The sequence below is a fragment of the Micromonospora sp. NPDC023633 genome (genome assembly GCF_040640035.1).
Classification (GTDB): domain Bacteria; phylum Actinomycetota; class Actinomycetes; order Mycobacteriales; family Micromonosporaceae; genus Micromonospora.
The window spans coordinates 1-22,472 of the sequence record NZ_JBFABB010000114.1 but is presented as its reverse complement, the minus strand read 5'-3'; the positions used below and the strand labels follow the sequence as shown (position 1 = coordinate 22,472).

General features: G+C 75.5%; 17 protein-coding genes and 3 pseudogenes. 4 read left to right on the top strand and 16 right to left on the bottom strand.

Annotated features, from left to right (window positions below; genetic code table 11):
* The 5 genes and pseudogenes from AB0G13_RS27445 to AB0G13_RS27425 all read right to left on the bottom strand — a co-directional run.
* A pseudogene (locus AB0G13_RS27445) lies at positions 1 to 683 on the bottom strand (MFS transporter); the annotation flags it as partial.
* A gap of 79 nt (positions 684 to 762) precedes the next feature.
* The gene (locus AB0G13_RS27440) at positions 763 to 1,905 is read right to left on the bottom strand and encodes an acyl-CoA dehydrogenase family protein (RefSeq protein ID WP_357880059.1); all 1,143 of its coding nucleotides are present in this window, start codon (positions 1,903 to 1,905) and stop codon (positions 763 to 765) included.
* Positions 1,906 to 1,925: 20 nt separating this feature from the next.
* Positions 1,926 to 2,258, bottom strand: coding sequence for a hypothetical protein (locus AB0G13_RS27435; RefSeq protein WP_357880056.1), 333 nt, complete (start codon positions 2,256 to 2,258; stop codon positions 1,926 to 1,928).
* 176 nt (positions 2,259 to 2,434) lie between these two features.
* On the bottom strand, positions 2,435 to 3,139 hold the full coding sequence (locus AB0G13_RS27430) for a UdgX family uracil-DNA binding protein (protein WP_357880053.1): 705 nt from the start codon (positions 3,137 to 3,139) through the stop codon (positions 2,435 to 2,437).
* Between the two features lie 75 nt (positions 3,140 to 3,214).
* Positions 3,215 to 4,555 (bottom strand): aminotransferase class I/II-fold pyridoxal phosphate-dependent enzyme, encoded by a 1,341-nt coding sequence (locus tag AB0G13_RS27425; protein WP_357880050.1) that lies wholly within the window; start codon positions 4,553 to 4,555, stop codon positions 3,215 to 3,217.
* Positions 4,556 to 4,589: 34 nt separating this feature from the next.
* On the opposite strand from AB0G13_RS27425, the gene AB0G13_RS27420 reads away from it, so the two are divergent.
* Positions 4,590 to 5,834, top strand: a complete 1,245-nt coding sequence (locus AB0G13_RS27420) for a bifunctional pyridoxamine 5'-phosphate oxidase family protein/GNAT family N-acetyltransferase (protein ID WP_357880047.1) — start codon at positions 4,590 to 4,592, stop codon at positions 5,832 to 5,834.
* Positions 5,831 to 6,499: a leucine efflux protein LeuE gene (gene leuE / locus AB0G13_RS27415; RefSeq protein WP_357880044.1), complete on the top strand. Its 669-nt coding sequence runs from the start codon at positions 5,831 to 5,833 to the stop codon at positions 6,497 to 6,499. Before AB0G13_RS27420 ends, leuE begins: the two co-directional genes overlap by 4 nt.
* An 11-nt stretch (positions 6,500 to 6,510) precedes the next feature.
* On the opposite strand, the gene AB0G13_RS27410 is transcribed toward leuE, so the two are convergent.
* From AB0G13_RS27410 to AB0G13_RS27365, 10 genes are all read right to left on the bottom strand, one after another.
* A complete protein-coding gene (locus tag AB0G13_RS27410) occupies positions 6,511 to 7,437 on the bottom strand; it encodes a sporulation protein (protein WP_357880041.1) in 927 nt (308 codons plus the stop codon).
* A gap of 233 nt (positions 7,438 to 7,670) precedes the next feature.
* Entirely contained in the window at positions 7,671 to 8,735 is a 1,065-nt protein-coding gene (locus AB0G13_RS27405) for a hemolysin family protein (RefSeq protein ID WP_357880038.1), read from the bottom strand.
* The gene (locus tag AB0G13_RS27400) at positions 8,732 to 10,081 is read right to left on the bottom strand and encodes a hemolysin family protein (protein ID WP_357880035.1); all 1,350 of its coding nucleotides are present in this window, start codon (positions 10,079 to 10,081) and stop codon (positions 8,732 to 8,734) included. Before AB0G13_RS27400 ends, AB0G13_RS27405 begins: the two co-directional genes overlap by 4 nt.
* A gap of 260 nt (positions 10,082 to 10,341) precedes the next feature.
* Complete coding sequence (gene mnhG, locus AB0G13_RS27395) at positions 10,342 to 10,674, bottom strand: monovalent cation/H(+) antiporter subunit G (protein ID WP_357880032.1); 333 nt, start codon at positions 10,672 to 10,674, stop codon at positions 10,342 to 10,344.
* A complete protein-coding gene (locus AB0G13_RS27390) occupies positions 10,674 to 10,943 on the bottom strand; it encodes a monovalent cation/H+ antiporter complex subunit F (protein ID WP_091620573.1) in 270 nt (89 codons plus the stop codon). The genes mnhG and AB0G13_RS27390 overlap by 1 nt, the downstream gene beginning before the upstream one ends.
* Before the next feature lie 3 nt (positions 10,944 to 10,946).
* Complete coding sequence (locus AB0G13_RS27385; protein ID WP_357880029.1) at positions 10,947 to 11,522, bottom strand: Na+/H+ antiporter subunit E; 576 nt, start codon at positions 11,520 to 11,522, stop codon at positions 10,947 to 10,949.
* Entirely contained in the window at positions 11,519 to 13,024 is a 1,506-nt protein-coding gene (locus AB0G13_RS27380) for a Na+/H+ antiporter subunit D (protein WP_357880026.1), read from the bottom strand. The genes AB0G13_RS27385 and AB0G13_RS27380 overlap by 4 nt, the downstream gene beginning before the upstream one ends.
* Positions 13,025 to 13,049: 25 nt before the next feature.
* Positions 13,050 to 13,529: a Na(+)/H(+) antiporter subunit C gene (locus AB0G13_RS27375; RefSeq protein WP_357880023.1), complete on the bottom strand. Its 480-nt coding sequence runs from the start codon at positions 13,527 to 13,529 to the stop codon at positions 13,050 to 13,052.
* The gene (locus AB0G13_RS27370; protein ID WP_357880020.1) at positions 13,526 to 16,360 is read right to left on the bottom strand and encodes a Na+/H+ antiporter subunit A; all 2,835 of its coding nucleotides are present in this window, start codon (positions 16,358 to 16,360) and stop codon (positions 13,526 to 13,528) included. Before AB0G13_RS27370 ends, AB0G13_RS27375 begins: the two co-directional genes overlap by 4 nt.
* A 262-nt stretch (positions 16,361 to 16,622) precedes the next feature.
* On the bottom strand, positions 16,623 to 17,036 hold the full coding sequence (locus tag AB0G13_RS27365; RefSeq protein ID WP_357880016.1) for a hypothetical protein: 414 nt from the start codon (positions 17,034 to 17,036) through the stop codon (positions 16,623 to 16,625).
* Positions 17,037 to 17,172: 136 nt separating this feature from the next.
* On the opposite strand from AB0G13_RS27365, the pseudogene AB0G13_RS27360 reads away from it, so the two are divergent.
* Positions 17,173 to 18,132, top strand: a pseudogene (locus AB0G13_RS27360) (DEAD/DEAH box helicase); the annotation flags it as partial.
* Positions 18,133 to 18,343: 211 nt separating this feature from the next.
* A pseudogene (locus AB0G13_RS27355) lies at positions 18,344 to 21,928 on the top strand (helicase-related protein); the annotation flags it as partial.
* A 102-nt stretch (positions 21,929 to 22,030) separates the two neighbouring features.
* Here the strand turns inward: AB0G13_RS27355 and AB0G13_RS27350 are convergent.
* Positions 22,031 to 22,357: a hypothetical protein gene (locus tag AB0G13_RS27350; protein WP_357880013.1), complete on the bottom strand. Its 327-nt coding sequence runs from the start codon at positions 22,355 to 22,357 to the stop codon at positions 22,031 to 22,033.
* Positions 22,358 to 22,472 lie beyond the last annotated feature (115 nt).

Sequence of the window (22,472 nt, the reverse complement as noted above, 5' to 3'; positions counted from 1 at the left end):
GCGACGACGGGGGTCGCCGTGGCGCCGGCCGGGCCGGCGGCCGTCAGCCGGCGCGCCGTGAGCAGCGGGTCCGGCCGCAGCAGCGCCAGGATCGCCCCGGCGGCCAGCACGAGCGCGACGGCGCTGAACGCGAACGGGCCGGCCAGCGTCGGCAGCCCCCAGCCGCTGGTGGTGCGGTCGGCGAGCGAGGCGAAGTTCGGCGCGGCGACCGCGCCGATGGTGGTGGCCCAGACGATCAGCGAGAGCTGGCGGCCCCGGCGCGCCGGGACCGCCAGGTCGACCGCGGTGTAGCGGGCCTGGAGGTTGGCCGCGCTGCCGCCGCCGAACAGGAGCATGCCGAGGAAGAGCAGCGGCACCCAGCGGGTCACCGCGGCGAGGACCACCAGCCCGCCGCCGGCCGCGCCGGTCAGGTACGCCACGACCAGGCCGGGCCGCCGGCCACCGACGGTCATGATCCGGGTGACCGGCACGGCGAGCAACGCCCCGCCCACCACGGCGGCGCTGCTGACCAGGCCCGCGACGGCGGTGCCGGCGATGTCGGAGGCGAGCAGCGCCCCGACGGCGACGCCGATGGTCACCCCGATCCCGCCGATGATCTGGGTGACGAAGAGCAGCCGCAGAGTACGCCGCTGGATGGGCGCGACGTCGGGCGCGGCGAGCGGCGCGGCGAGGTCGGTGGCCATGGCGGCTCCTTCGAGGTAAGGGGCGAGATGCCGTTTCATCCTTGCGCACCCGCGCCCGCCGCCGGGCAGTCGGTCGACGCTAGAGCCCGAGGCCGCGGCCGATGATCTCCTTCATGATCTCGGTGGTGCCGCCGTAGATCGTCTGCACCCGCCCGTCCAGCCAGGCCTTCGCCACCGGGTACTCCAGCATGTAGCCGTAGCCGCCGTGCAGCTGCACGCAGCGGTCGGCGACCCTGTTCTGCAACTCGGTGGTCCACCACTTCGCCTTGGCCGCGTCGGTGACCGAGAGCCGGCCGGCGTCGTACTCCGCGACGCAGTGGTTGACGAAGGTGCGGGCGATGGTGACCTCGGTGTCCAGCTCGGCCAGCAGGAAGCGGTTGTGCTGGAACGCGCCGATCGGCCGGCCGAACGCCTGCCGGGAGCGGGCGTGGTCGAGGGTGAGGGCGAGCAGGCGCTCGGCGGCGGCCACCGCCGCGACCGCGATGCTGAGCCGCTCGCGGGGCAGGTTGGCCATCAGGTGGTAGAAGCCGTGGTTCTCGGTGCCGACCAGGTTCTCCGCCGGCACCCGGCAGTCGTCGAAGAACAGCTCGGCGGTGTCGTTGGCCTTGAGCCCGACCTTGGCCAGCCGCCGGCCCCGGGAGAAGCCGGGGGTGCCGCTCTCCACCGCGATCAGGCTCACCCCGTGCGCGCCCTGGTCCGGCGCGGTACGCACGACCACGACCACCAGGTCGGCCATCTCCCCGTTGGTGATGAAGGTCTTCTGGCCGTTGAGCACCCAGCCGTCGCCGTCGCGGACCGCGCTCGTACGGATCCCGGCCAGGTCGGAGCCGGCCCCGGGCTCGCTCATCGCGATCGCGGTGACCAGGTCGCCGGAGCAGAACCCGGGCAGCCAGCGCTTGCGCTGCTCGTCCGTGGTCAGCTCGGTCAGGTACGGCGCCACCACGTCGTTGTGCAGGCCGAAGCCGAGCCCGGTGCAGCCGGCGGCGATGATCTCCTCGTCCAGCACGGCGTTGAACCGGAAGTCGCGCTGCCCGCCGCCGCCGTACTCCGTGTCGACGTCCATGCCCAGCAGGCCGGCGGCCCCGGCCCGGCGCCACACCTCGCGGTCGACGATCCCGTCGGCCTCCCAGCGCTCGTGGTGGGGCACCGCCTCGCGGGTCAGGAACTCGCGGCACAGCTCGCGGAACTCCTCGTGGTCGCGCTCGTAGAGATGCTGCTCCATGGCGGCAAGTGTGGCACCGCTCACCCGCCCTGCCCAGGGCCGTCGAGCGACCGTTCCAGCCTGCGCACCCTGCCGAGGGTCAGGGCGGCGACCGCGAGCACGGCGACCAGGACGAGCCCGTGCAGGCCGGCGGTCAACGGTCGGTCGAGCGCCAGCGCGAGCGCGGCCATGCCGCCGAAGAGCGGGATGCCGCCCGCCAGCCCGACCAGCGCCCCCGCCGGGGAACCACCGGAGCCGTCCAGCAGCCGGGCGACGGACCAGGCGGCGGTGGCGAAGGCGGCGGCCAGGACGTACGGGCCGGGCGCGCCCAACCGGATCAGCGGCGGACGGCGGCGGAGGCGGCGGGGGGACATGTCCGGGCGGTACCCGATCGCCTCCGCAGGTACTCCCCGGCGTCCAGTCGAGCGCGCACCGGGCGGCAGGACCCGCGCGGCCGGCCCGTCGCCGCTGTTCGCCGCGCGGACGCGGGTGTGCCGCTCCACTGTGCACCGCCGTCGAGGGCGCTCCGGCGGATCCCTCGGGGCGTCGCTCAGCCGGCGAGGGCCCGGGCGGCCACGGTGAGGTCGGCGACCAGCCCCTCGTACGCCTTGTCCTGGTCGTCCGCGCGCAGCACGGCGGACGGGTGGATGGTGGCCAGCAGCCGCGCCGGCGGCGCGTCGGCGACGCCGCCGCGCGCGTCCACCGGCACCCGCCGGAAGTCCTCCGGGTGCTGGGCCGACTCCGGCCAGGGCAGCAGTTCGCCCCGCTGCCGGGTGACCCGGAACGTCGGGCCGAGCAGGGCCTTGGCGGCGGTGGCGCCGAGCACCACCACGACCTCCGGGCGCAGTTGGGCGAACTCGGCCACCAGCCAGGGCCGGCACGCCGTGATGTGCACCCGGTCCGGGGTCTGGTGGATCCGCCGCTTGCCGCGCTGCTCGAAGCGGAAGTGCTTCACGGCGTTGGTGAGGTAGATGTGGCCGGGGTCGAGCCGGGCGTCGTCGACCGCCCTGCGCAGCAGCCGGCCGGCGGGGCCGACGAACGGCAGGCCCTTCTGGTCCTCCATGTCGCCGGGCTGCTCGCCGACGAAGACCACCCGCGCGCCGGCGTCGCCGCGGCCGAAGACCGTCTGCGACGCGTCGCGGTAGAGCTCGCAGCCCCGGCAGCCGGTGGCGGCGGCGCGCAGGTCGTCGAGGGTGTCGGCCCGCGGCGGGATGAACTGCTGTGCGCCCGGCGCGGTCTCGGTCTGCTCGGCCATGGCGACTGTTCTACCCCGCGCGGGAGGGAACACGCGCGGGGACCCGCCGCGACGCCCGCGACGGGCCCGGCCGGCTCACGCGGTGAAGCCGCCGGGCGGGGCGGGCCGGACCGCCTGGGCCACCGCCTCGGCCAGGTCCGGGATCTCCGCCTCGTCCAGCGAGCTGACGGTGATCCGCAGCGCCGGCGGGCCGGCGATGCGGTGCAGCGCGCCGGGGGCGACCGCCCAGCCGGCGTCGCGCAGCGCGGTCAGCACGCTGGTCTCGTCGTCGACCGGCAGCCAGACGTTGATGCCGCTGCGCCCGTGGGCGGCCAGGCCGTGGCGGGCGAGCGCGCCGATCAGCCCCACGCGCCGCCGCTCGTAGCTGCCGGCGGCCCGATCCACCAGCTCGGCCACGGCGGGGTCGCGCCAGAGCGCCAGGACCAGTCGTTGCAGCACGGTGGAGACCCAGCCGGCGCCGACCCGCGCCCGGCCGGCCACCCGGGCCACCGTGGTCTCGTCGCCCACCAGGACGGCCAGCCGCAGGTCCGGGCCGAACGGCTTGCTCACCGAGCGGACGAAGGCCCACGTCGGGGTCGCCCCGGCGAGCGGGTGCAGCGGTACGCGGGCCAGCTCGGCGGCGTGGTCGTCCTCGATCAGCAGCAGGTCGGACCGGCCGGCGAGCAGGGCGCGCAGCTCACCGGCCCGCTCGGCGGAGACCGCCGCGCCGGTGGGGTTCTGGGCCCGGCTCGTCACGATCAGCGCCCGCGCGCCGGCGGCGAGCGCGGCCCCGACCCCGCCGACGAGCGGGCCGTCGTCGTCGACCGGCACGCCGATCGGCCGCAGCCCGAGCGCGGCGACCAGGTCGAGCAGGTTGGCCCAGCCCGGGTCCTCGAGGGCGACCGCGTCCCCGGGGCGCAGGTGCGCGCCGAGCAGTCGCTCGATGCCGTCCAGCGCGCCGCCGGTGACGGTCAGCTCCGTCGCCGGCACGCCGTCGGCGGTCAGCCGCTCGCGGGCCGCCTCGGCCAGTTCGGGCAGCACCCCGGCCGCGGGGTAGCCGACCGGTTCACCCGCGGCGGTGGCGAGGCCGGCCAGGTGCTCCCCGAGGGGTGGCAGCAGCCGCACGTCCGGCTCGCCCCGGGAGAGGTCGCGCAGGCCGGGGGCGGTCGGCGGGCGCAGCGCGGAGCGGCGGGCCGCCACCGGCGGGCGGGGGCGGACCCGGGTGCCGTGCCGGCCGGCGGTGACCACGAGGCCCCGCTGGCGCAGCTCCTGGTAGGCCCGGGCCGCGGTGGCCGGGCTCACCGCGAGCTGGGCGGCGAGCTCCCGCACCGGCGGCAGCGCGTCGCCGGGGGCGAGGGCGGCGCAGCGGATGCCCGATTCGATGCTGGCCGAAATCTCGGCGGCCGTCGTACCGACGACCTGATAGCGTGCTGACACAAATCATAGATTGTACTAGAACAAAGGTCGAGCCATGTACGCACCCACCGACCGGACCACCGCCAGCCGCTCCCGGGAGCGGATGAGCTACGACGAGGCCGCCGCGCACGCGATCCTCGACGAGGCGTACGACTGCGCGCTCGGGTTCACCGTCGACGGCGAACCCCGGGTGCTGCCCACCCTGCACGTGCGCATCGGCGACACCCTCTACCTGCACGGCTCCACCGGCAGCCGGCCGCTGCTCGCCGCCCGGGGCGACGGGCTGCCCATCTGCGTCGCCGTCACCCTGCTCGACGGCCTCGTCTACGGCCGCTCGCAGTTCCACCACAGCGCCAACTACCGCTCGCTGGTCGCGCACGGCACCGCGCGGCTGGTCACCGACGAGCGGGAGAAGCTGCGGATGCTGACCGCCCTGGTGGAGAAGGCTGCCCCCGGGCGCAGCGCCGACAGCCGCCCGCCGTCGCGCCGGGAGCTGGCCGAGACGGCCGTGCTGGCCCTGCCGCTGCGCGAGGTGTCGGTCCGCGCCCGCACCGGCGGCGTACGCGACGAGGAGGCCGACCTCGCCCTGCCGCACTGGGCCGGCGTGGTGCCGCTGCGGCTGACCGCCGGGCTGCCCGAACCCGACGCCGGGGTGACCGTGCCGGTGCCGGCGTACCTGCGGCCGGAGACGTCTCCGTGGCTCGATCCGGCGGTGCTGCGCGGGGAGCACGTGCTGCTGGAACCGCTCGACCTCGCGCACGCCGACGAGCTGCACGCCGCGACCGCCGACCCGGAGGTCTGGCGGCACCTCGGCAGCCCACAGCCGGCCGATCCCGCCGGCACCGCCGAGACGATCGCCGCCGCGCTGGCCGCGCACCGGCGGGGCGAGCGGGTGCCGTGGGCGCAGCGCTGCGCGGTGACCGGCGCGGTGGTCGGCACCACCTCCTTCTACGAGGTGGACCCGGAGCGCCGGGCGGTGGCGATCGGGTACACCTACCTGGGCCGGCCCTGGTGGCGCACCGGGATCAACACGGAGGCGAAGCTGCTGCTGCTCACCCGCGCCTTCGAGGAGCTGGGCGCGGTGCGGGTGGTCTGGCACACCGACATCCGCAACGAGCGCTCGCAGCGGGCCATCGAGCGCCTCGGCGCGTCCCGCGAGGGGGTGCTGCGCCGGCACCGGCTCCGGCCGGACGGCTCCTGGCGGGACACCGTGCAGTATTCGATGACCGTCGACGAGTGGCCGAAAGCACAGGTCACGCTCCGGGAAAGGCTTCGCCGGGCGGCACCCGTGGCCCCATGATGGCGGGCGTGCTGGGCATCACCGACATCTGGACGTACGTGCTGGGCACCGTGGCGATCGTTCTGCTGCCCGGGCCCAACTCCCTCTTCGTGCTCTCCACCGCCGCGCAGCGGGGCGTGGCGGCCGGCTACCGGGCGGCCGGCGGGGTCTTCGTCGGCGACGGGGTGCTGATGTTCCTCTCCGCCGCCGGCGTGGCGTCGCTGGTCCAGGCGTACCCGCCGCTCTTCCTGGTGATCAAGTACGCCGGCGCCGCGTACCTCGGCTATGTGGGGTTGACGATGCTGCGCGGCGCGTGGCGCCGCTGGCGGACGCGCAACGACCCGGACACGCCGCGGCTCATCGACGCCGCGCGGCCGGCGGCGATGCGCAGCCCGTTCCGCAAGGCGCTGGTGATCAGCCTGCTCAACCCAAAGGCGATCCTCTTCTTCGTCTCGTTCTTCATCCAGTTCGTGGACCCGGGCTACGCCTGGCCGGCGCTGTCGTTCCTGCTGCTCGGGCTGGTCGCCCAGGTCACCAGCGTGCTCTACCTGACCGCGCTGATCTTCACGGGCACGTTCCTGGCGGCCCAGTTCCGCCAGCGCCACCGCCTGGCGGCCGGCGCCACCACGGGCGTCGCCGCGCTCTTCCTCGGCTTCAGCCTCAAACTGGCCACCGCCACCGCCTGACCCCGGCCGGGTCAGGTGCCGTCGCCGCCGCCGGAACCGCCGATGCCGGCTGCGCCGGCGGTGCCGCCCAGCCCGAAGCCGGGGTGGATCGGCTCGTCCGGCGGGCGGCTGACGTGCGCCGACCCGGAGAGGGTCGCGGACCAGTCGGCGTGCGCCGCGGCGGCGGCGTGCCGGTTGATCGCCGCGCGCAGCCAGGCGTCCACCGTCGCGACCCAGTCCCGCTGGTCGGCGCCGGTGTGCCAGACCCGGAACCGGCTGATGCTCTGGTGGGTGATCCCGGCCAGGGCCAGCCGCCGGTCCATCCAGAGGATCACCTCCAGGCCGGCCGGGTCGGCGATGAAGATCAGCTCCAGCTCGGTGATCGGCCCGGCGTAGAGCGGCGCCACCCAGTAGCCCAGCCGCTGGTGCAGCGGCAGGGTCTGCGCCACCCCGGGCAGCCGCCCGTCGACCAGACCGGCCTGGCGCATGCTGAAGCCGAGCGTGTCGAGCGCCGCCAGGACGTGCGCCTGGGTCGGCAGCGGATGCACGAAGACCGGCACCATGGCGCCCTGGTCGAGCCGGGGCTCGACGGCCACCTCCGTACGCAGCCCCATCCGCAGGCTGAGCAGGGGCACCCCGCCGAACACGGTCACCGGGGTCTCCCACGGCAACGGGAACTCGAACGGGATCGACCGGCCCCGCCCGGCCCGCAGCACGAAACCGTCGGCCACCGTCGCCTGGTGGAACTGCACCAGGCGACGGGGCGCGTCCGGGTCGTCCGGCTCGGCCGTGGTGACCAGACCGAGCCGGACGTGCAGGACGGGTACGTCGGTGGAGCCGGCGATGACGGTGACCCGCCCCGGCAGGCGCAGCCCGGGGCGGGTGCTCGGGTTGGCCAGGACCGTCCGCACCGACAGGCCGGTCCAGCCGGACTCGGGTGACACCCCCGTCAACCGCACGGCACTCCCCCGTCCGCCACCGGGCCGGACCCGCTCAGCCGCCCGCGAGCCCCGCCGGACGGGACCGCGGTGACGGCCGCGGACCTCGCGCGCGGGGCCACCCTCCATGGTCGCGAACCTCGCGCGGGGCCGCCCTCCATGGTCGCGGACCTCCCGCGGGGGGCACCCTCCATGGTCGCGGACCCCGCGCGTGGCCGCCCCGACTTCGGCGAAGAGCGGCCACCTATCCGGTCTCACCTCATGCGTCGCCCGCGCGGCACCGGGTCGGTCTCGTCGTCGAACTCGCCGATGACCTCCTCCAGCAGGTCCTCCAGCGCGACGAACCCGATCGGCCGGGTCGGCCCGCCGCCGTTGCGCACCAGCGCGAGCTGGGACTGCCGGGCCCGCATCTCCGCCACGGCCTCGGACACCGAGGCCGAGGCCGGCAGGGTGAGGGCGTTGGTCATCAGGTCGGCGGCGGTGACCGTGCGGCCCCTGGTGGTGGCGCGCACCGCCTCCCGGACGTGGACCAGGCCGCAGACGTCGCCGTTGGCGTCCAGCACGGCCAGCCGCGACCGGCCGCTGTCCCGGCTGACCTGCTCGATCCGGTCGGCCCCCTCGTCGCGGCGCACCGTCACCATCTGGTGGAACGGCTCCATCACCTGGGCCACCGTGGTGCCCTGCAACTCCAGCATGCTGGTCAGCATCTGGTGCTGCTCGGCGCCGAGCAGGCCGTGCTCGCGGGACTGCTCCAGCAGCATGCGCAGCTCGTCCGGGCCGTGCACCTGGGCGAGCTGGTCCTGCGGGTTGACCTTGACCAGCCGCAGCATCGCGTTGGCCAGCGCGTTCATCACCGACAGCACCGGCCGGGCGACCCGCGCGAAGGCGCGGAACGGCAACGCCAGCAGCACCGCCGAGCGCTCCGCGTCGGTGATCGCCCAGGACTTCGGCGCCATCTCCCCGACCACCAGGTGCAGGAAGGTGACGACGCTGAGCGCGAAGACCAGCGCGACCACGTGGCTCGCGGCGTCCGGCAGCCCGACCGCGTGCAGCAGCGGGCTGAGCAGGTGCTCGATCGCCGGTTCGGCGAGCGCGCCCAGGCCCAGGGTGCAGAGGGTGATGCCGAGCTGCGCGCCGGCGAGCATCAGCGACAGCTCGCGTACGCCGTCCAGCGCGGCCCGGGCGGCCCGGCCGCCACCGGCGGCCGCGTGCTCCAGCCGGTAACGCTTGCTGGCCACCAGGGCGAACTCGGCGGCCACGAAGAAGCCGTTCAACGCCAGCAGGATCACCGACGTGAAGAGTGCGATGCCGGGGCTCACGCGGACACCTCCCCCGGCTCGGCGATCCGCAGCCGGACGGAGTCGGCCACGTGCCGGTCGACGGCCAGCACCTCGACCAGGGCGCGCGGCTCGTCCGCGCCGTCCTCGCCGTCGGCCGGCAGGCTGATCTCCAGCCGGTCACCGACCTCGGGGACCCGCCCCAGCTCCCGCATGACCAGGCCGGAGAGCGTGTCGTACTCCGGGGCCTCGGGCAGCGAGATTCCGGTGCTGTCGGCGACCTCGTCGATGCGCCAGCGGGCCGGCACCACCCAGGAGCCGTCCTCCTGCCGGGCCGGGGCCCGCTCCGGCGGGTCGTCCTCGTCCCGGATCGGGCCGACGAGTTCCTCGGCGATGTCCTCCAGCGTGATCACGCCGGCGAAGCCGCCGTACTCGTCGACCACGCAGGCCAGCTGCCGGTGCCCGGAGCGCAGCCGGTCCAGCACCGTCGGCAGCGGCAGCGTCTCCGGCACCAGGAGCGGGGGGCCGGCGACCGCGCTGACCGGGGTGGTCGCGCGCCGCTCCGGGGGTACGCCGAGCACGTCGGCGATGCCGACGACGCCGACCAGGTCGTCGACGCCCTCGGTGCCGCGCACGGGGAAGCGGGACTTGCCGGTGTCCAGCAGCTCGACCACCCGGCTGAGCGGTTCGTGCGCGCGTACGGTGTGCACGTCGACGCGCGGCACCATCGCCTCGCCGGCGGTCAGCTCGCGGAAGTCGAGCCCCCGGTCGAGCAGCGTGGACATCTCGGCGGTCAGGTGCCCCTCCTGGCGGGACTCGGCGATGATCTGCTCCAGGTCCTGCGGGGTGGCGCCGCTGGGCAGCTCCTCGATCGGCTCGATGCCGACGCGGCGGAGCAGCCGGACCGCGGCCCGGTCGAAGAGCTTGATCAGCGGACCGGCGACCTTGAGGTACATCAGGGTGGAGCTGCTCAGGGCCTTCGCGAGGGGCTCGGGCCGGGCGATGGCGAGGTTCTTCGGGGCCAGCTCACCGAGGACCATCTGCACCACGGTGGCGATGGTCAGGGCCAGGGCGACCGAGAGCGGCAGGCTGACGGCCGTGGAGACGCCGGCCACCCCGAGCAGCTCGGCCAGCCCGGCGCCGAGGAACGGCTCGGCGACGTAACCGACCAGCAGGGCGGTGACGGTGATGCCGAGCTGCGCGCCCGAGAGCATGAACGACAGCCGCCCGGTCACCTCCAGCGCCCGGGCGGCGGCCTTGTCGCCGTCGTCGGCCAGCTGCTTGAGCCGGCCCCGGTCCACGGCGACGTAGCCGAACTCCTGGGCCACGAAGTAACCCGTGGCGACGGTGAGAACGATGATGAGGAGAAGACCAACGACGATCAACACGGGTCGCTCAGGGCTCCCGGGGACGTCGGGGTCGGGGTACGCCGGGCACGACCCGGCTGGCTACTGCTGCCCTCCTGGGCAGAAGAGTCGATCATGCGGCCCATTTTATCGGGATCGGCTGGATATCCGCTGAAGGTGTGCGGAAGGCCCCCCGGCGTCCGGGGCCGCCGGGTCGGCGGGGGGCCTCCGGGGCGTCAGCTCTGGGTGATCCGCACGTCGTCCACGGCCGCCTCCACGAGGCTGGCGCCGCTGGCGGGCGGTCAGCGTTCGGCGAGTTCGTCGGCGTCGAGCAGCGCCGGGTCCACCCGCCCGGTGCGGTACGCGGCCCGGCCGATCATCTGGGCCGCCACCGGGGCGGTGGCCAGCTGGAAGACCCCGACCAGCGCCACCATGCCCAGGTCGGCCGGGGCGCGCAGCCGCAGCGCCAGGCCGAGCAGCAGGAGCAGCACCCCGAGCACCTGCGGCTTGGTCGCGGCGTGCATCCGGTCCAGCGTGGCCGGGAAGCGCAGCACCCCGATCCCGGCGGCGAGGCTCAGCAGGGCGCCGACCACCAGGCAGCCGCCGCCCAGCCAGTCGGCCAGCGTGCCCCACATCACGCCTCCCCGTCCTCGCGGACGGCGAAGCGGACCAGCGACACCGATCCGACGAAGCCGAGCATGGACAGCGCCACCAGCACCGGCAGCGTGGTCGCGTGGCGGTTCACCGCGGCCTCCGCGCCGACCGCGCCCACCATGGTGGCGAGCAGCATGTCGGCCGCGACCACCCGGTCGATCAGTGACGGCCCCCGGTAGAGCCGGATCAGGGCCAGCAGCGCGGTCACCGAGAACAGGGTGGTGAGGGTGACGGCGAGGAACGTGGTCACGGGTCAGGGTCCCCTCTCGACGGAATCGGCGCTCACCCGGCGGACCTCGGCGACGGAGCCGACCGCGCGGACGAGCCGCCGCTCGACCGCGAGGATCCGCTGCCGGCTGGCACGGAGATCCTGCGGACCATGGGTGTCGAACACGTGCACGTAGAGGACTCCGACGTCCCGGTCCACCTCGACGATCAGCGTGCCCGGCACCAGCGAGATCGCCTCGGCGGTGAGCGCCAGGTTCAGGTCGGTGCGGATCCGCAGGCGGACCGCGATGATCGCTCCCCGGGGCCGGTAGCCGGGCTGCACCGCGACCCGGGCGACGTGCGCGCTGGCGCTGACCAGTTCGCCGACGAAGCGCAGCGCGAAGACCAGCAGCGGCCCGGGGCGCAGCCGGCCGCCGAAGCTCACCGGCGGCAGCGGGAAGAACAGCAGCACGGCACCGGCCACCAGCGCCCCGCCCACGAGGTTGCCCCAGGAGAAGTCCCCCCAGAGCAGGCTCCAGACCAGCACCAGCCAGCCGAAGGCGATCAGCTGGTCGCGCCGCCGTCCCCGCCCGCGCGGCGGTGCCCCGGGGGCCGGGGTCACGGGGCACCGGCCGGCAGGACGGAACGGATGTACGGGGTGCGCTCACGCAGGTCGGCCGCCGCGTCGGCGGTGACGTCGAACAGCGGCCCGGCGACGACGGTCAGCGCCAGCCCCAGCCCGACCAGCGCGATCGTCGCGCCGACCATCAACGCGGGCAGGCGGACGACCGGCTCGGTGGTGGCCAGGCGGGGGGCGCGCCAGAAGGCGATGTTCCACACCCGCGAGGCCACATAGAGGGTGAGCAGGCTCGTCACCGTCCCCGCCGCGACCAGCACGCCGGGCAGCAGCTCGCCGGCCGCGACGCCCGCCTGGAGCAGGCCGAGCTTGCCGAGGAACCCGGAGAAGGGCGGCACGCCGGCGAGGTTCATGGCCGGGACGAAGAAGAGGACGCCGAGCAGCGGGGCCGCCCGGGCCAGCCCGCCGATGCGGCGCAGGTCGGTGCTGCCGGCCCGCTCCTCGACCAGCCCGGCGACCAGGAACAGCGTGGTCTGGATGGTGATGTGGTGCACCACGTAGAAGATCGCGCCGGAGAGCCCGGCCACGGTGCTCAGCCCCACTCCGAAGATCATGTAGCCGATGTGGCTGACCAGGGTGAACGAGAAGAGCCGCTTCATGTCGGACTGGGCCACCGCGCCGAGGATGCCGACCACCATGGTCAGCCCGGCCACCACCATCAGCGGCCCGGCGAGCCGACCGCCGGGGAAGAGCAGCGTCTCAGTGCGGATGATCGCGTACACGCCGACCTTGGTGAGCAGGCCGGCGAAGACCGCCGTGACGGGGGCCGGCGCCGTCGGGTAGCTGTCCGGCAACCAGGCCGAGAGCGGGAAGACCGCCGCCTTGACCCCGAAGGCGAGCAGCAGCATCAGCTGCAGGGTCAGCCGTACGCCCTCGGGCAGCGCGTCCAGCCGGTGCGCCAGCTGGGCCATGTTCAGGGTGCCGGTGGCCGCGTACACCAGCCCCACCGAGGCGAGGAAGATCATCGAGGAGAGGATGCTGACCACCACGTACGTCGAGCCGGTGCGGATCCGGGTCTCGGTGCCGCCGAGGGTGATCAGCACGAAGCTCGCGGCCAGCAGGATCTCGAAGCCGACGAAGAGGTTGAACAGGTCGCCGGCGAGGAACGCGTTGGTCACGCCGGCGGTCAGCACCAGGTAGGTGGGGTGGTAGATGGTCACCGGGGCGGTCTCGCCGACGTCCCCCTGCCCCTGGCCGACGGAGTAGAGCAGCACGCACAGGGTCACCGCCGAGGAGACCACCAGCATCAGCGCGGCGAGCTGGTCCGCGACCAGCACGATGCCCACCGGCGCCGGCCACCCGCCGACCTGGACCACCACCGGCCCGTACCGGTACGCCTGCACCAGCAGCACCGCCGCCACCGCCAGCGTGGCCGCCAGGCAGCCCACGCTGACGACCCGTTGCAGCCCCGGCCACCGGGCCAGCAACAGGGTCAGCGCCGCGCCCAGCAGCGGCACCACCACGGGCAGCGCCACGAGCCGGCTCATCGGGCGCCCCGCCCCGCGTACCCGGTCATCCGGGGCCGTCCCCGCGCCGGAACCGGCCCGGCGGCTCCGGGTCGACCTGCTCGGGGTCGGCGTCCGGGCCCTCGCCCCCGAAGTCGGCGGCGGCCGGCTCGTTGCGCTCGGCCGCCTGCCTGACCTGCCGGTCCTCGATGTCGTCGGGCACCTCGTCGTCGCCGGTGAGATACCAGCTGCGGTAGCTCACCGCCAGCAGGAACGCGGTCAGCCCGAAGGTGATCACGATGGCGGTGAGGATCATGGCCTGCGGCAGCGCGTCGCTCAACGTGCCGGCGGGCGCCGTGCCGACCACCGGCGCGGCCCCCGCGCGACCGCCCAGCAGGATGAGCGCGTTGACCCCGTTGCCGAGCAGGATGACACCGAGCAGGATCCGGGTCAGGCTGCGTTCCAGCAGCAGGGTGACCCCGCAGCCCACCAGCACGCCGGCGGCGACGACCAGCACCAGGGTCGGTCCCGCGGCGCCCGTCCTCACGTCCGCTCCCCCTGCCGGTCGACCCGCAGCCCGCCCCCGGACTCGCCGGCCGCCTCGATGTGCCGGTCCACCTCGGCGCCGAGGCTGCGCAGGATGTCCAGCACCAGCCCGACCACCACCAGGTAGACGCCGACGTCGAAGAAGAGGGACGTGACCAGGTAGAACTCGCCGATCACCGGCAGCCACAGGTCGATCCGGGTGCTCTGGAGCACCGACCCGCCCGCGAGCAGGGCGACGGCCCCGGTGCCGATCGAGACGAGGAGGCCGGCGCCGAGCACCGTGCCCGCGCCGACCGGGGCGGCCTCGGCCAGCTCGTAGCGGCCGCCGGCCAGGTAGCGCACGGCCAGCGCCAGGCCCGCCACGAGGCCGCCGGCGAAGCCGCCGCCCGGCGCGTTGTGGCCGGAGAAGAGCAGGAACAGGGAGAAGACCACCACCGTGTGGAAGACCAGCCGGGTCACCACCTCCAGCACGATCGAGCGCTGCCGCTCGTGCAGGGTCGCCCCGCCCTGCAGCCAGACCCGGTGCCCCGGCCGCTGCACCCGGCTCGGCGGCTCCGGGCGGCGGGGGCGGGGTCCGGTCCGGGACCGCTGGAAGACCAGGCTGGCCACGCCGGTCGCGGCCACCACCAGCACCGACAGCTCGCCCATGGTGTCCCAGGCCCGGATGTCGACCAGGGTCACGTTGACCACGTTGCGGCCGTACCCCTGGGTGACGGCGAGGTCGGGGAACGCGTCGGAGATGGTGGGCGCCCGCCGGGCCGAGGCGGCGGTGAGGGCCAGCCCGCCGACCACCACGCCGACGGCCAGCCCGATCGTCCGGCGCACCCACCGCCGACGTTTCGGGCGGGCCGAGAACCGCTCCGGCAGCCGGCGCAGCACCAGCACGAACACCGCGATGGTGGCGGTCTCGACGAGGAACTGGGTCAGCGCCAGGTCCGGCGCGCCGTAGACCACGAAGAGCATCGCGGTGCCGTAGCCCGTCATGCCCACCAGCAGCATCGCCGTCAGCCGCCGGCGGGCGCCGACCGCGAGCACCGCCGCGACGGTGACGATCGCCACCACCAGGACCTGCAACGGGCTGTCCCAGAGGGCGATCCGGTCCTGCCACGGACGGGTGGCCAGCATCGCCCCGCCGGGCACCACGGTGAGCACGAGCAGGATGACGCCGAGGTACTGCGGCAGCGAGCCGCGCTGGGTGGCGCCGGTGACCTCGATGGCGAGCCGGTCGAAGCGGCGGGTGAACCACTCGTACCCCTGGTTGCCGCCGACCGGGACGTGCAGCCGGGCCAGCACCGGGGCGAGCGGGCCGCGCAGCGCGAACAGCGCCGCGCCGCCGGCCACGGCCAGCGCGGAGAGGCCGAGCGCGGGGCTGAGGCCGTGCCACAGCGCCAGGTCCTTGCCGACGACGCCGAACAGCTCGGCGTACGGGCGGAGCAGGCCGTCGAGGATCCCGGCGGCCGGGCCGGCGACCAGCCCGACGGCGGCCAGCACGGCCGGCGGGGCGAGCATCGACGCCGGGACCCGCCCGAGGACGGTCGGTTCCACGCCCGGCCGGGTGGCGAACGCGCCCCAGACGAACCGGGCGCTGTAGGCGACGGTGAGCGCGGTGCCGGCCACCAGCACGGCGACGACGGCGGGCCGGTCGGTGAAGGCGGCCAGCACGGCCTCCTTGGCGACGAAGCCGACCAGCGGCGGCAGCCCGGCCATCGACGCGGCGGCGAGCACCGTCACGGTGACGAGCAGCGGGGCCCGGCGCCCCAGCCCGGACAGTTCCCGCAGGTCGCGGGTGCCGGCGCCGTGGTCGATGATGCCGACGACGAGGAAGAGCGGCGCCTTGAACAGGGCGTGGGCCAGCAGCATCGCCACCCCGGCCAGCGCGGTGTCCGGGGTGCCCGCCCCGACTGCCACCGCGATCAGGCCGAGCTGGCTGACGGTGCCGTACGCCAGCAGCAGTTTCAGGTCGGTCTGCCGCAGCGCGGCCCAGCCGCCGGTCAGCATGGTGGCCAACCCGGCGACCACGACCACCGGCCGCCACGGCCCGGCGCTCGCCAGCGCCGGGGCGAGCAGCCCGATCAGGTAGACGCCCGCCTTCACCATCGCGGCGGCGTGCAGGTACGCGCTCACCGGCGTGGGCGCCGCCATCGCCACCGGCAGCCACGAGCTGAACGGCAGCAGCGCCGACTTGGACAGCGCCCCGGCGAGGATCAGCCCGACCGCCGTGACGAGGTACGCCCCGCCCGGCAGCGGGGCGGCGGAGATCTCCGACCAGCGGTAGGTGCCGGCGTGGCCGCCGAGCATGATGAACCCGACCAGCATCGCCAGCCCGCCGAGCGTGGTCACGGTCAGCGCCTGCGCCGCCGCCCACCGGCTGGAGCGCCGCTCGGCGCTGTGCCCGATCAGCAGGTACGAGAAGATCGTGGTGAGCTCCCAGCAGACGTAGAGCAGCAGCAGGTCGTCGGCGAGGACCAGGCCGAGCATCGCCCCCGCGAAGGCCACCAGCACGGCCGCGAACCGGGCCACGCCGATGGACTCCCGGCCGAAGTAGTGGGCGCTGTAGACCAGGACCAGCGCGCCGACACCGCCGACGAGCAGGGTCATCAGCCAGGACAGAGTGGTCAGCCGCAGCGCCAGGTCGACGCCGAGCTGGCCGATCCACGGGTACGTCTCGACCACCGCGCCGCCGTCGCGGACGGCGGGGGTGCGGGCCAGCGCCCACCCGAACGCGGCCGCCGGCGCCAGCGCCAGCGGATAGCAGGCGCGGGGACCCCACCACCGGACGAGCAGGGGCGCGACGAGCGCCGCCACGAAGTGGAGGATCAGCAGTACGAGCACCCGCGCTCCCGGTCGAGGTGGCTGCGGCGCGCGCCGGAGGTGGGACGGCACCTAGGTGCGATCACACGCCAGTTCGTCGCCCGGCGGGCGGTTTTGCGCGAATTCGTCCCGTTGCCGGACGCGGCCGGTCAGCGGACGGCGGCGGAGCCGGCAATCAGCGAACGGCGGCGGGGGCGTGCGAGCAGCGAACGGCGACGGGGCGGCCGTCAGCGAACGGCGACGGCTGACCGGTAGCCCTCGACGGCGGCCGCGGGGCGGCCGGTCAGCCGACGGCGACGTCGGCGGTGGCGGTGGCGGTCGGGGCGACGGGCTCCCGGGCGGGGCGTTCGCGACGGGGCTGCACCAGCAGGTCGGGACGGCCGAGCTGGACCACGACCTTGTTGACCACCCGCTGGGCGGCGGCGAGGGAGCGCACCGGCAGCAGCCGGCCCCGGCTCTCCCGCCGCAGCACGAAGTAGTGCACCGCGGCGCGGACCTGGCCCCGGTCGGCCGCGCTGGCCTGCGCGGTGGAGACGACCAGCTCCCGCAGCGCGGCGGCGAGCCGCTCGGCCAGCTCCAGCTCCGGGCCGGACAGGCCGGTGCGCACGGCGGCGAGGTGACCGTCGACCTTGCGGATGAGCACGTCGGTGCCGGGCTCGAAGCTCCGCTGCTCGACGGCCAATCCGATCCCCTCCACCCCAGGCTGACGCTCGGGGTGAAGTTACTTTATGTTGTGGGATACAAGCAAGCAGTTAAGTAAGACTTAACGGATTGACCGCGCAAACATCGCGTATGAGCCGGAGCAGGGCACTCCGCCCCTGCCGGAGGCCTGGATGTCACACCGCCGGGGCAGGATGGATGGCGTGACGGAGGCGATGGCGGGTTTCGGCGCGGCCACCCGGGAGTGGTTCGGCGCCGCCTTCGCCGCGCCCACCGCCGCCCAGACCGGCGCCTGGCGTTCCGTCTCCGCCGGGCGCAACGCGTTGGTGGTCGCCCCCACCGGCTCGGGCAAGACGCTGGCCGCGTTCCTCTGGTCGCTCGACCGGCTGGCCCGCGAGCCGGCCCCGGCCGACCCCCGGCACCGCTGCCGGGTGCTCTACGTCAGCCCACTCAAGGCGCTCGCGGTCGACGTCGAGCGCAACCTGCGCACCCCGCTCACGGGCATCCGGCAGGCCGCCACCCGCCTCGGCGTCGCCCCACCGGAGATCACCGTGGGGATGCGCACCGGCGACACCCCGGCCGACGAGCGGCGGGCCTTCGCCCGCACCCCGCCCGACATCCTCATCACCACACCCGAGTCGTTGTTCCTCCTGCTCACCTCCGCCGCCCGCGACTCCCTGCGCGGCGTCGAGACGGTGATCGTCGACGAGGTGCACGCGGTCGCCGGCACCAAGCGCGGGGCCCACCTCGCGCTCTCCCTGGAACGCCTCGACGAGCTGCTGCCCGCCCCGGCGCAGCGGATCGGCCTTTCCGCCACCGTCCGGCCGGTCGACGCGTGCGCCCGTTTCCTCGGCGGCGCCCACCCCGTCGACGTGGTCGCGCCACCCACCGCCAAGACGATCGAGGTCAGCGTCCAGGTCCCGGTGGAGGACATGACCCGCCTCGACGAGCAGGAGCCGCCGGAGGACGACCTCGGCGGTCTCGGCGCCCGGCGGGCGTCCATCTGGCCCGCGCTGGAGGAACGCGTCTTCTCCCTGGTCAGGGCGCACCGCTCGACCATCGTCTTCACCAACTCCCGGCGTTCCGCCGAGCGCCTCTGCGCCCGGCTGAACGAGCTGGCCGGGCAGGAGCTGGCCGGCGACGCGCTGGCCGCCCCACATGCGCGGCCCGGCGGTGCGGGGGGGTGCGCCCCATGCGCGGCCCGGCGGTGCGGGGGCCGCCCCACACGCAGGTCCCGGCGACGCGGGGGCCGAGTTCGCGGGACGCGACGCCGAGGCCGGGCCCACGCCCGCGCCGGGCGGCGCGGACGGGTGGGGCGGGCCCGTGGGGCCGGTGCGCGTCGGCCGTCCGCCGGCGGAGCTGATGGCGCAGGCCGGCGCGGTGGCCGGGGCTCCGCCGGTGATCGCCCGCGCCCACCACGGCAGCGTCTCCCGGGAGGAACGCAAGCACATCGAGGAGGCGCTCAAGTCCGGCCAGCTGCCCGCCGTGGTGGCGACCTCCAGCCTTGAGCTGGGCATCGACATGGGCGCCGTCGACCTGGTGGTGCAGATCGAGGCGCCGCCCAGCGTGGCCGCCGGGCTGCAACGGGTGGGTCGGGCCGGGCACCAGGTCGGTGCGGTCTCCCGCGGGGTGGTCTTCCCCAAGCACCGGGGCGACCTGCTGTCGTGCACGGTGGTGGCCGAGCGGATGGCCGACGGCGCCATCGAGGAGCTGCACCACCCGCGCAACCCCCTCGACGTGCTGGCCCAGCAGATCGTCGCCATGGTGGCGCTGGAGCCGTGGCGCGTCGGTGACCTGGCCGTGCTGGTGCGCCGGGCGGCGCCCTTCGCCGAGCTGCCCGACTCGGCCCTGCACGCGGTGCTCGACATGCTCTCCGGCCGCTACCCGTCGACCGCGTTCGCCGAGCTGCGGCCCCGGCTGGTCTGGGACCGCGCCACCGACACGCTCACCGGCCGGCCCGGCGCGCAGCGCCTCGCGGTGACCAGCGGCGGCACGATCCCCGACCGGGGCCTGTTCGGCGTCTTCCTGGCGGGGGCCGAGCGGGCCGCCCGGGTCGGCGAGCTGGACGAGGAGATGGTCTACGAGTCCCGCGTCGGCGACGTCTTCCTGCTCGGCTCGTCGTCCTGGCGGATCGAGGAGATCACCCCCGACCGGGTGCTGGTCTCCCCGGCCCCGGGGCAGGCAGCGAAGATGCCGTTCTGGAAGGGCGACCAGCTCGGCCGCCCCGTCGAGCTGGGCCGGGCCATCGGCGCCCGGGTGCGGGCCCTGCTCAAGCAGGACGACGAGACGGCGGTCGCCGCGCTGCGGGCCGGCGGCCTGGACGACTGGGCCGCCGGCAACCTGATGGCCTACCTGCGCGAACAGCGCGCCGCCACCCGGTCCCTGCCCGACGACCGCACGGTGGTGGTCGAACGGTTCCGCGACGAGCTGGGCGACTGGCGGCTGGCCGTGCACAGCGTGCTCGGCGCCCGGGTCAACGGGCCGTGGGCGCTGGCCATCGGCCGCCGGCTCGCCGAGCGCTACGGCGTGGACGCCCAGGTGATGCCGTCCGACGACGGCATCGTGGTCCGCCTGCCGGACACGGCGGACGAGCCACCCGGCGCCGACGTGGTGGTCTTCGAGCCGGAGGAGATCGCCCAGCTCGTCGAGGAGTCCGTCGGCACGTCCGCGCTCTTCGCGTCCCGGTTCCGCGAGTGCGCCGCCCGGTCGCTGCTGTTGCCCCGGCGCGACCCGCGCCGCCGCCAGCCGCTGTGGCAGCAGCGGCAACGCGCCGCCCAACTGCTCGACGTCGCCCGCGAGTACGCCGACTTCCCGGTCACCCTGGAGGCCGCCCGGGAGTGTCTCCAGGACGTCTTCGACCAGCCCGCGCTGGCCCAGCTGATGCGCGACCTGGCCGCCCGCAAGGTGCGCCTGGTCGAGGTGGAGACCCCCCAGCCGTCGCCGTTCGCCCGGTCGCTGCTCTTCGGCTACGTCGGTGCCTTCCTCTACGAGGGCGACGCGCCGCTGGCCGAGCGCCGGGCCGCCGCGCTGGCGCTGGACTCGACCCTGCTGGGCGAGCTGCTCGGCCGGGTCGACCTGCGGGAGCTGCTCGACCCCGCCGTGCTGGCCGAGACCGAGCGGCAGCTGCGCTGGCTGACCGAGCAGCGCCGCCCGCGCGACGCGGAGGACGTGGTCGAGCTGCTCCGCGTGGTCGGCGACCTCTCCGAGGCGGAGCTGGCCGAGCGGGGCGCCTCCCCCGGGTGGCTGACCGAGCTGGCGGCGGCCCGCCGGGTGCTGCGGGTGCGCGTCGCCGGCGAGGAGCGCTGGGTGGGCATCGAGGACGCGGCCCGGCTGCGGGACGCCCTCGGCGTGGCCCTGCCGGTCGGGGTGGCCGAGGCCTACCTCGCCCCGGTGGCCGATCCGCTCGGCGACCTGGTCGCCCGCTACGCGCGTACGCACGGGCCGTTCGCCGCCGCCACCTGCGCGGCCCGCTTCGGGCTCGGCGTCTTCGTGGTCGAGCAGGCGCTGCGCCGGCTCGCCGCCACCGGTCGGGTCGTCGCCGGCGAGTTCACCCCCGACACGGCCGGCAGCCAGTGGTGCGACGCGGAGGTGCTGCGGCTGCTGCGGCGCCGGTCCCTGGCCGCGCTGCGCCGGGAGATCGAACCGGTGCCGCCCCGCGCGCTGGCCGCGTTCCTGCCCCGCTGGCAGCAGGTGGGCTCGTCCGCGCGGGGGGTCGAGGCGCTGGCCGCCACCGTGGAGCAGTTGCAGGGGGCGGCGGTGCCGGCGTCGGCGCTGGAACGGCTGGTGCTGCCCGGCCGGGTCGCCGACTACTCCCCCGCCCAGCTCGACGAGCTCTGCGCCAGCGGCGAGGTGCTCTGGGCCGGCTCCGGGACGATCTCCGGCGGCGACGGCTGGGTCACCCTGGCGTACGCGGACGTCGCCCCCCTGCTGCTTCCGCCGCCCGACGAGGCGCTCACCCGCACCCCGCTGCACGACGCGGTCCTGGACGCGCTCGGCGACGGACAGGCGCTGTTCTTCCGGTCGCTGTCCGACCGGGTCGGCTCGACCGACGACGCCGCGCTGACCGCCGTCGTCTGGGATCTGGTGTGGGCCGGTCACCTCACCAACGACACCCTCGCCCCGTTGCGCGCGGCGCTCGGCGGCGGCGGGGCGCACCGGTCCCGGGCCACCGCGCCGCGCACCCGTTACCGGCGCCCCGGGCGGGTGGCCCTGCCCACGCGTGGCGGCCCGCCGACCGTCGCCGGCCGCTGGTCCCGCCTGCCGGAACGCGACACCGACCCGACCCGCCGCGCCGCGGCCCTGGCCGACGTGCTGCTCGAACGGCACGGTGTGGTGACCCGGGGCGCGGTGATGGCCGAGCAGGTGGTCGGCGGCTTCGCCGCGGTCTATCCGGTCCTCTCCGCGCTGGAGGAGCGCGGCGCGGCCCGGCGGGGCTACTTCGTGGAGGGACTGGGCGCGGCGCAGTTCGCGGTGCCGGGCGCGGTGGACCGGATCCGGGCGCTGGCCGAGCCCACCGACGGCGGGCGGGGGCGCGGCGGGCCCACCCTGGTGCTCGCCGCGACGGATCCGGCCAACCCGTACGGCGCGGCGTTGCCCTGGCCGGAGCGGGTGGTCGACTCGGGCGACGGGGCCGTCCCGGCGACCGGGCACCGGGCGGGACGCAAGGCCGGCGCCGTGGTGCTGCTGGTCGCCGGCGACCTGGCGCTCTACGTCGAACGCGGCGGGCGGACGATCCTCTCCTTCACCGACGACACCGACCTGCTGGCGGCGGCCGGAAAGGCGCTCGCCGACGCGGTCCACTCCGGCGCCCTGGGCGCGATGTCGGTGGAGCGGGCCGACGGCGAGGCGGTGCGCTCCTCGCCGCTGCGCGACGCCCTCACCGCCGCAGGCTTCCGCGCCACCCCGCGCGGCCTGCGCCTACGCGGCTGAGCCGCACCGGCACGTCCGGCCCGACCCGCCCCCGGCAACCACCCGGGCGAGGCCGCCGACGCGGGCGGGTGGCGGGTCAGAGCGGGGGTCCGGCCCGGACGGTCAGCGCAGGCTGGTGAGGACCTTCTCGTACCTGGCACGGTCGGCCGCGGGGGTCTTCGCCTCCAGGTAGTTGAGCACCACCGTGCCCCGCCGGAACGACTGGCCGCCCCACGTCTCGGCGATCTCGCCGGCGCTGGTCTCGTCGGGGAAGACGTAGACCGTGACGGCGTCGGTCGCGACCAGCTCGGAGCAGCCCAGGCCGAGCCCGTCCGGGCCGCAGTCGACCGACCGGTCCCGGGGGTTGGGCACCTTCAGCCCGGCGGCCTTGAACGCGTCCACGACCTGCCGCGCGCCGGGCGTCCCGGTCGGCTTGACCGGGAGCTTCACCGGCGGCGGGCTGGCGGGACGGCGCTCGGTCGTCCCGCCGGCGCTCGGACCGGCCGGGCCCGATGCCGCTCAGCTGCTCGACAACCCGTGGCTGCGGCCTGATGCCGTCGTCGCG

What these genes read in the sequence shown, in the direction of transcription:
- leuE (WP_357880044.1), top strand. Translation starts at nt 5,831, where the DNA reads ATGATGGCGGGCGTGCTGGGCATCACCGACATCTGGACGTACGTGCTG.
- AB0G13_RS27420 (WP_357880047.1), top strand. Translation starts at nt 4,590, where the DNA reads ATGTACGCACCCACCGACCGGACCACCGCCAGCCGCTCCCGGGAGCGG.
- AB0G13_RS27430 (WP_357880053.1), bottom strand. Translation starts at nt 3,139, where the DNA reads ATGGCCGAGCAGACCGAGACCGCGCCGGGCGCACAGCAGTTCATCCCG.
- AB0G13_RS27380 (WP_357880026.1), bottom strand. Translation starts at nt 13,024, where the DNA reads ATGAGCCGGCTCGTGGCGCTGCCCGTGGTGGTGCCGCTGCTGGGCGCG.
- AB0G13_RS27435 (WP_357880056.1), bottom strand. Translation starts at nt 2,258, where the DNA reads ATGTCCCCCCGCCGCCTCCGCCGCCGTCCGCCGCTGATCCGGTTGGGC.
- AB0G13_RS27440 (WP_357880059.1), bottom strand. Translation starts at nt 1,905, where the DNA reads ATGGAGCAGCATCTCTACGAGCGCGACCACGAGGAGTTCCGCGAGCTG.
- mnhG (WP_357880032.1), bottom strand. Translation starts at nt 10,674, where the DNA reads ATGTGGGGCACGCTGGCCGACTGGCTGGGCGGCGGCTGCCTGGTGGTC.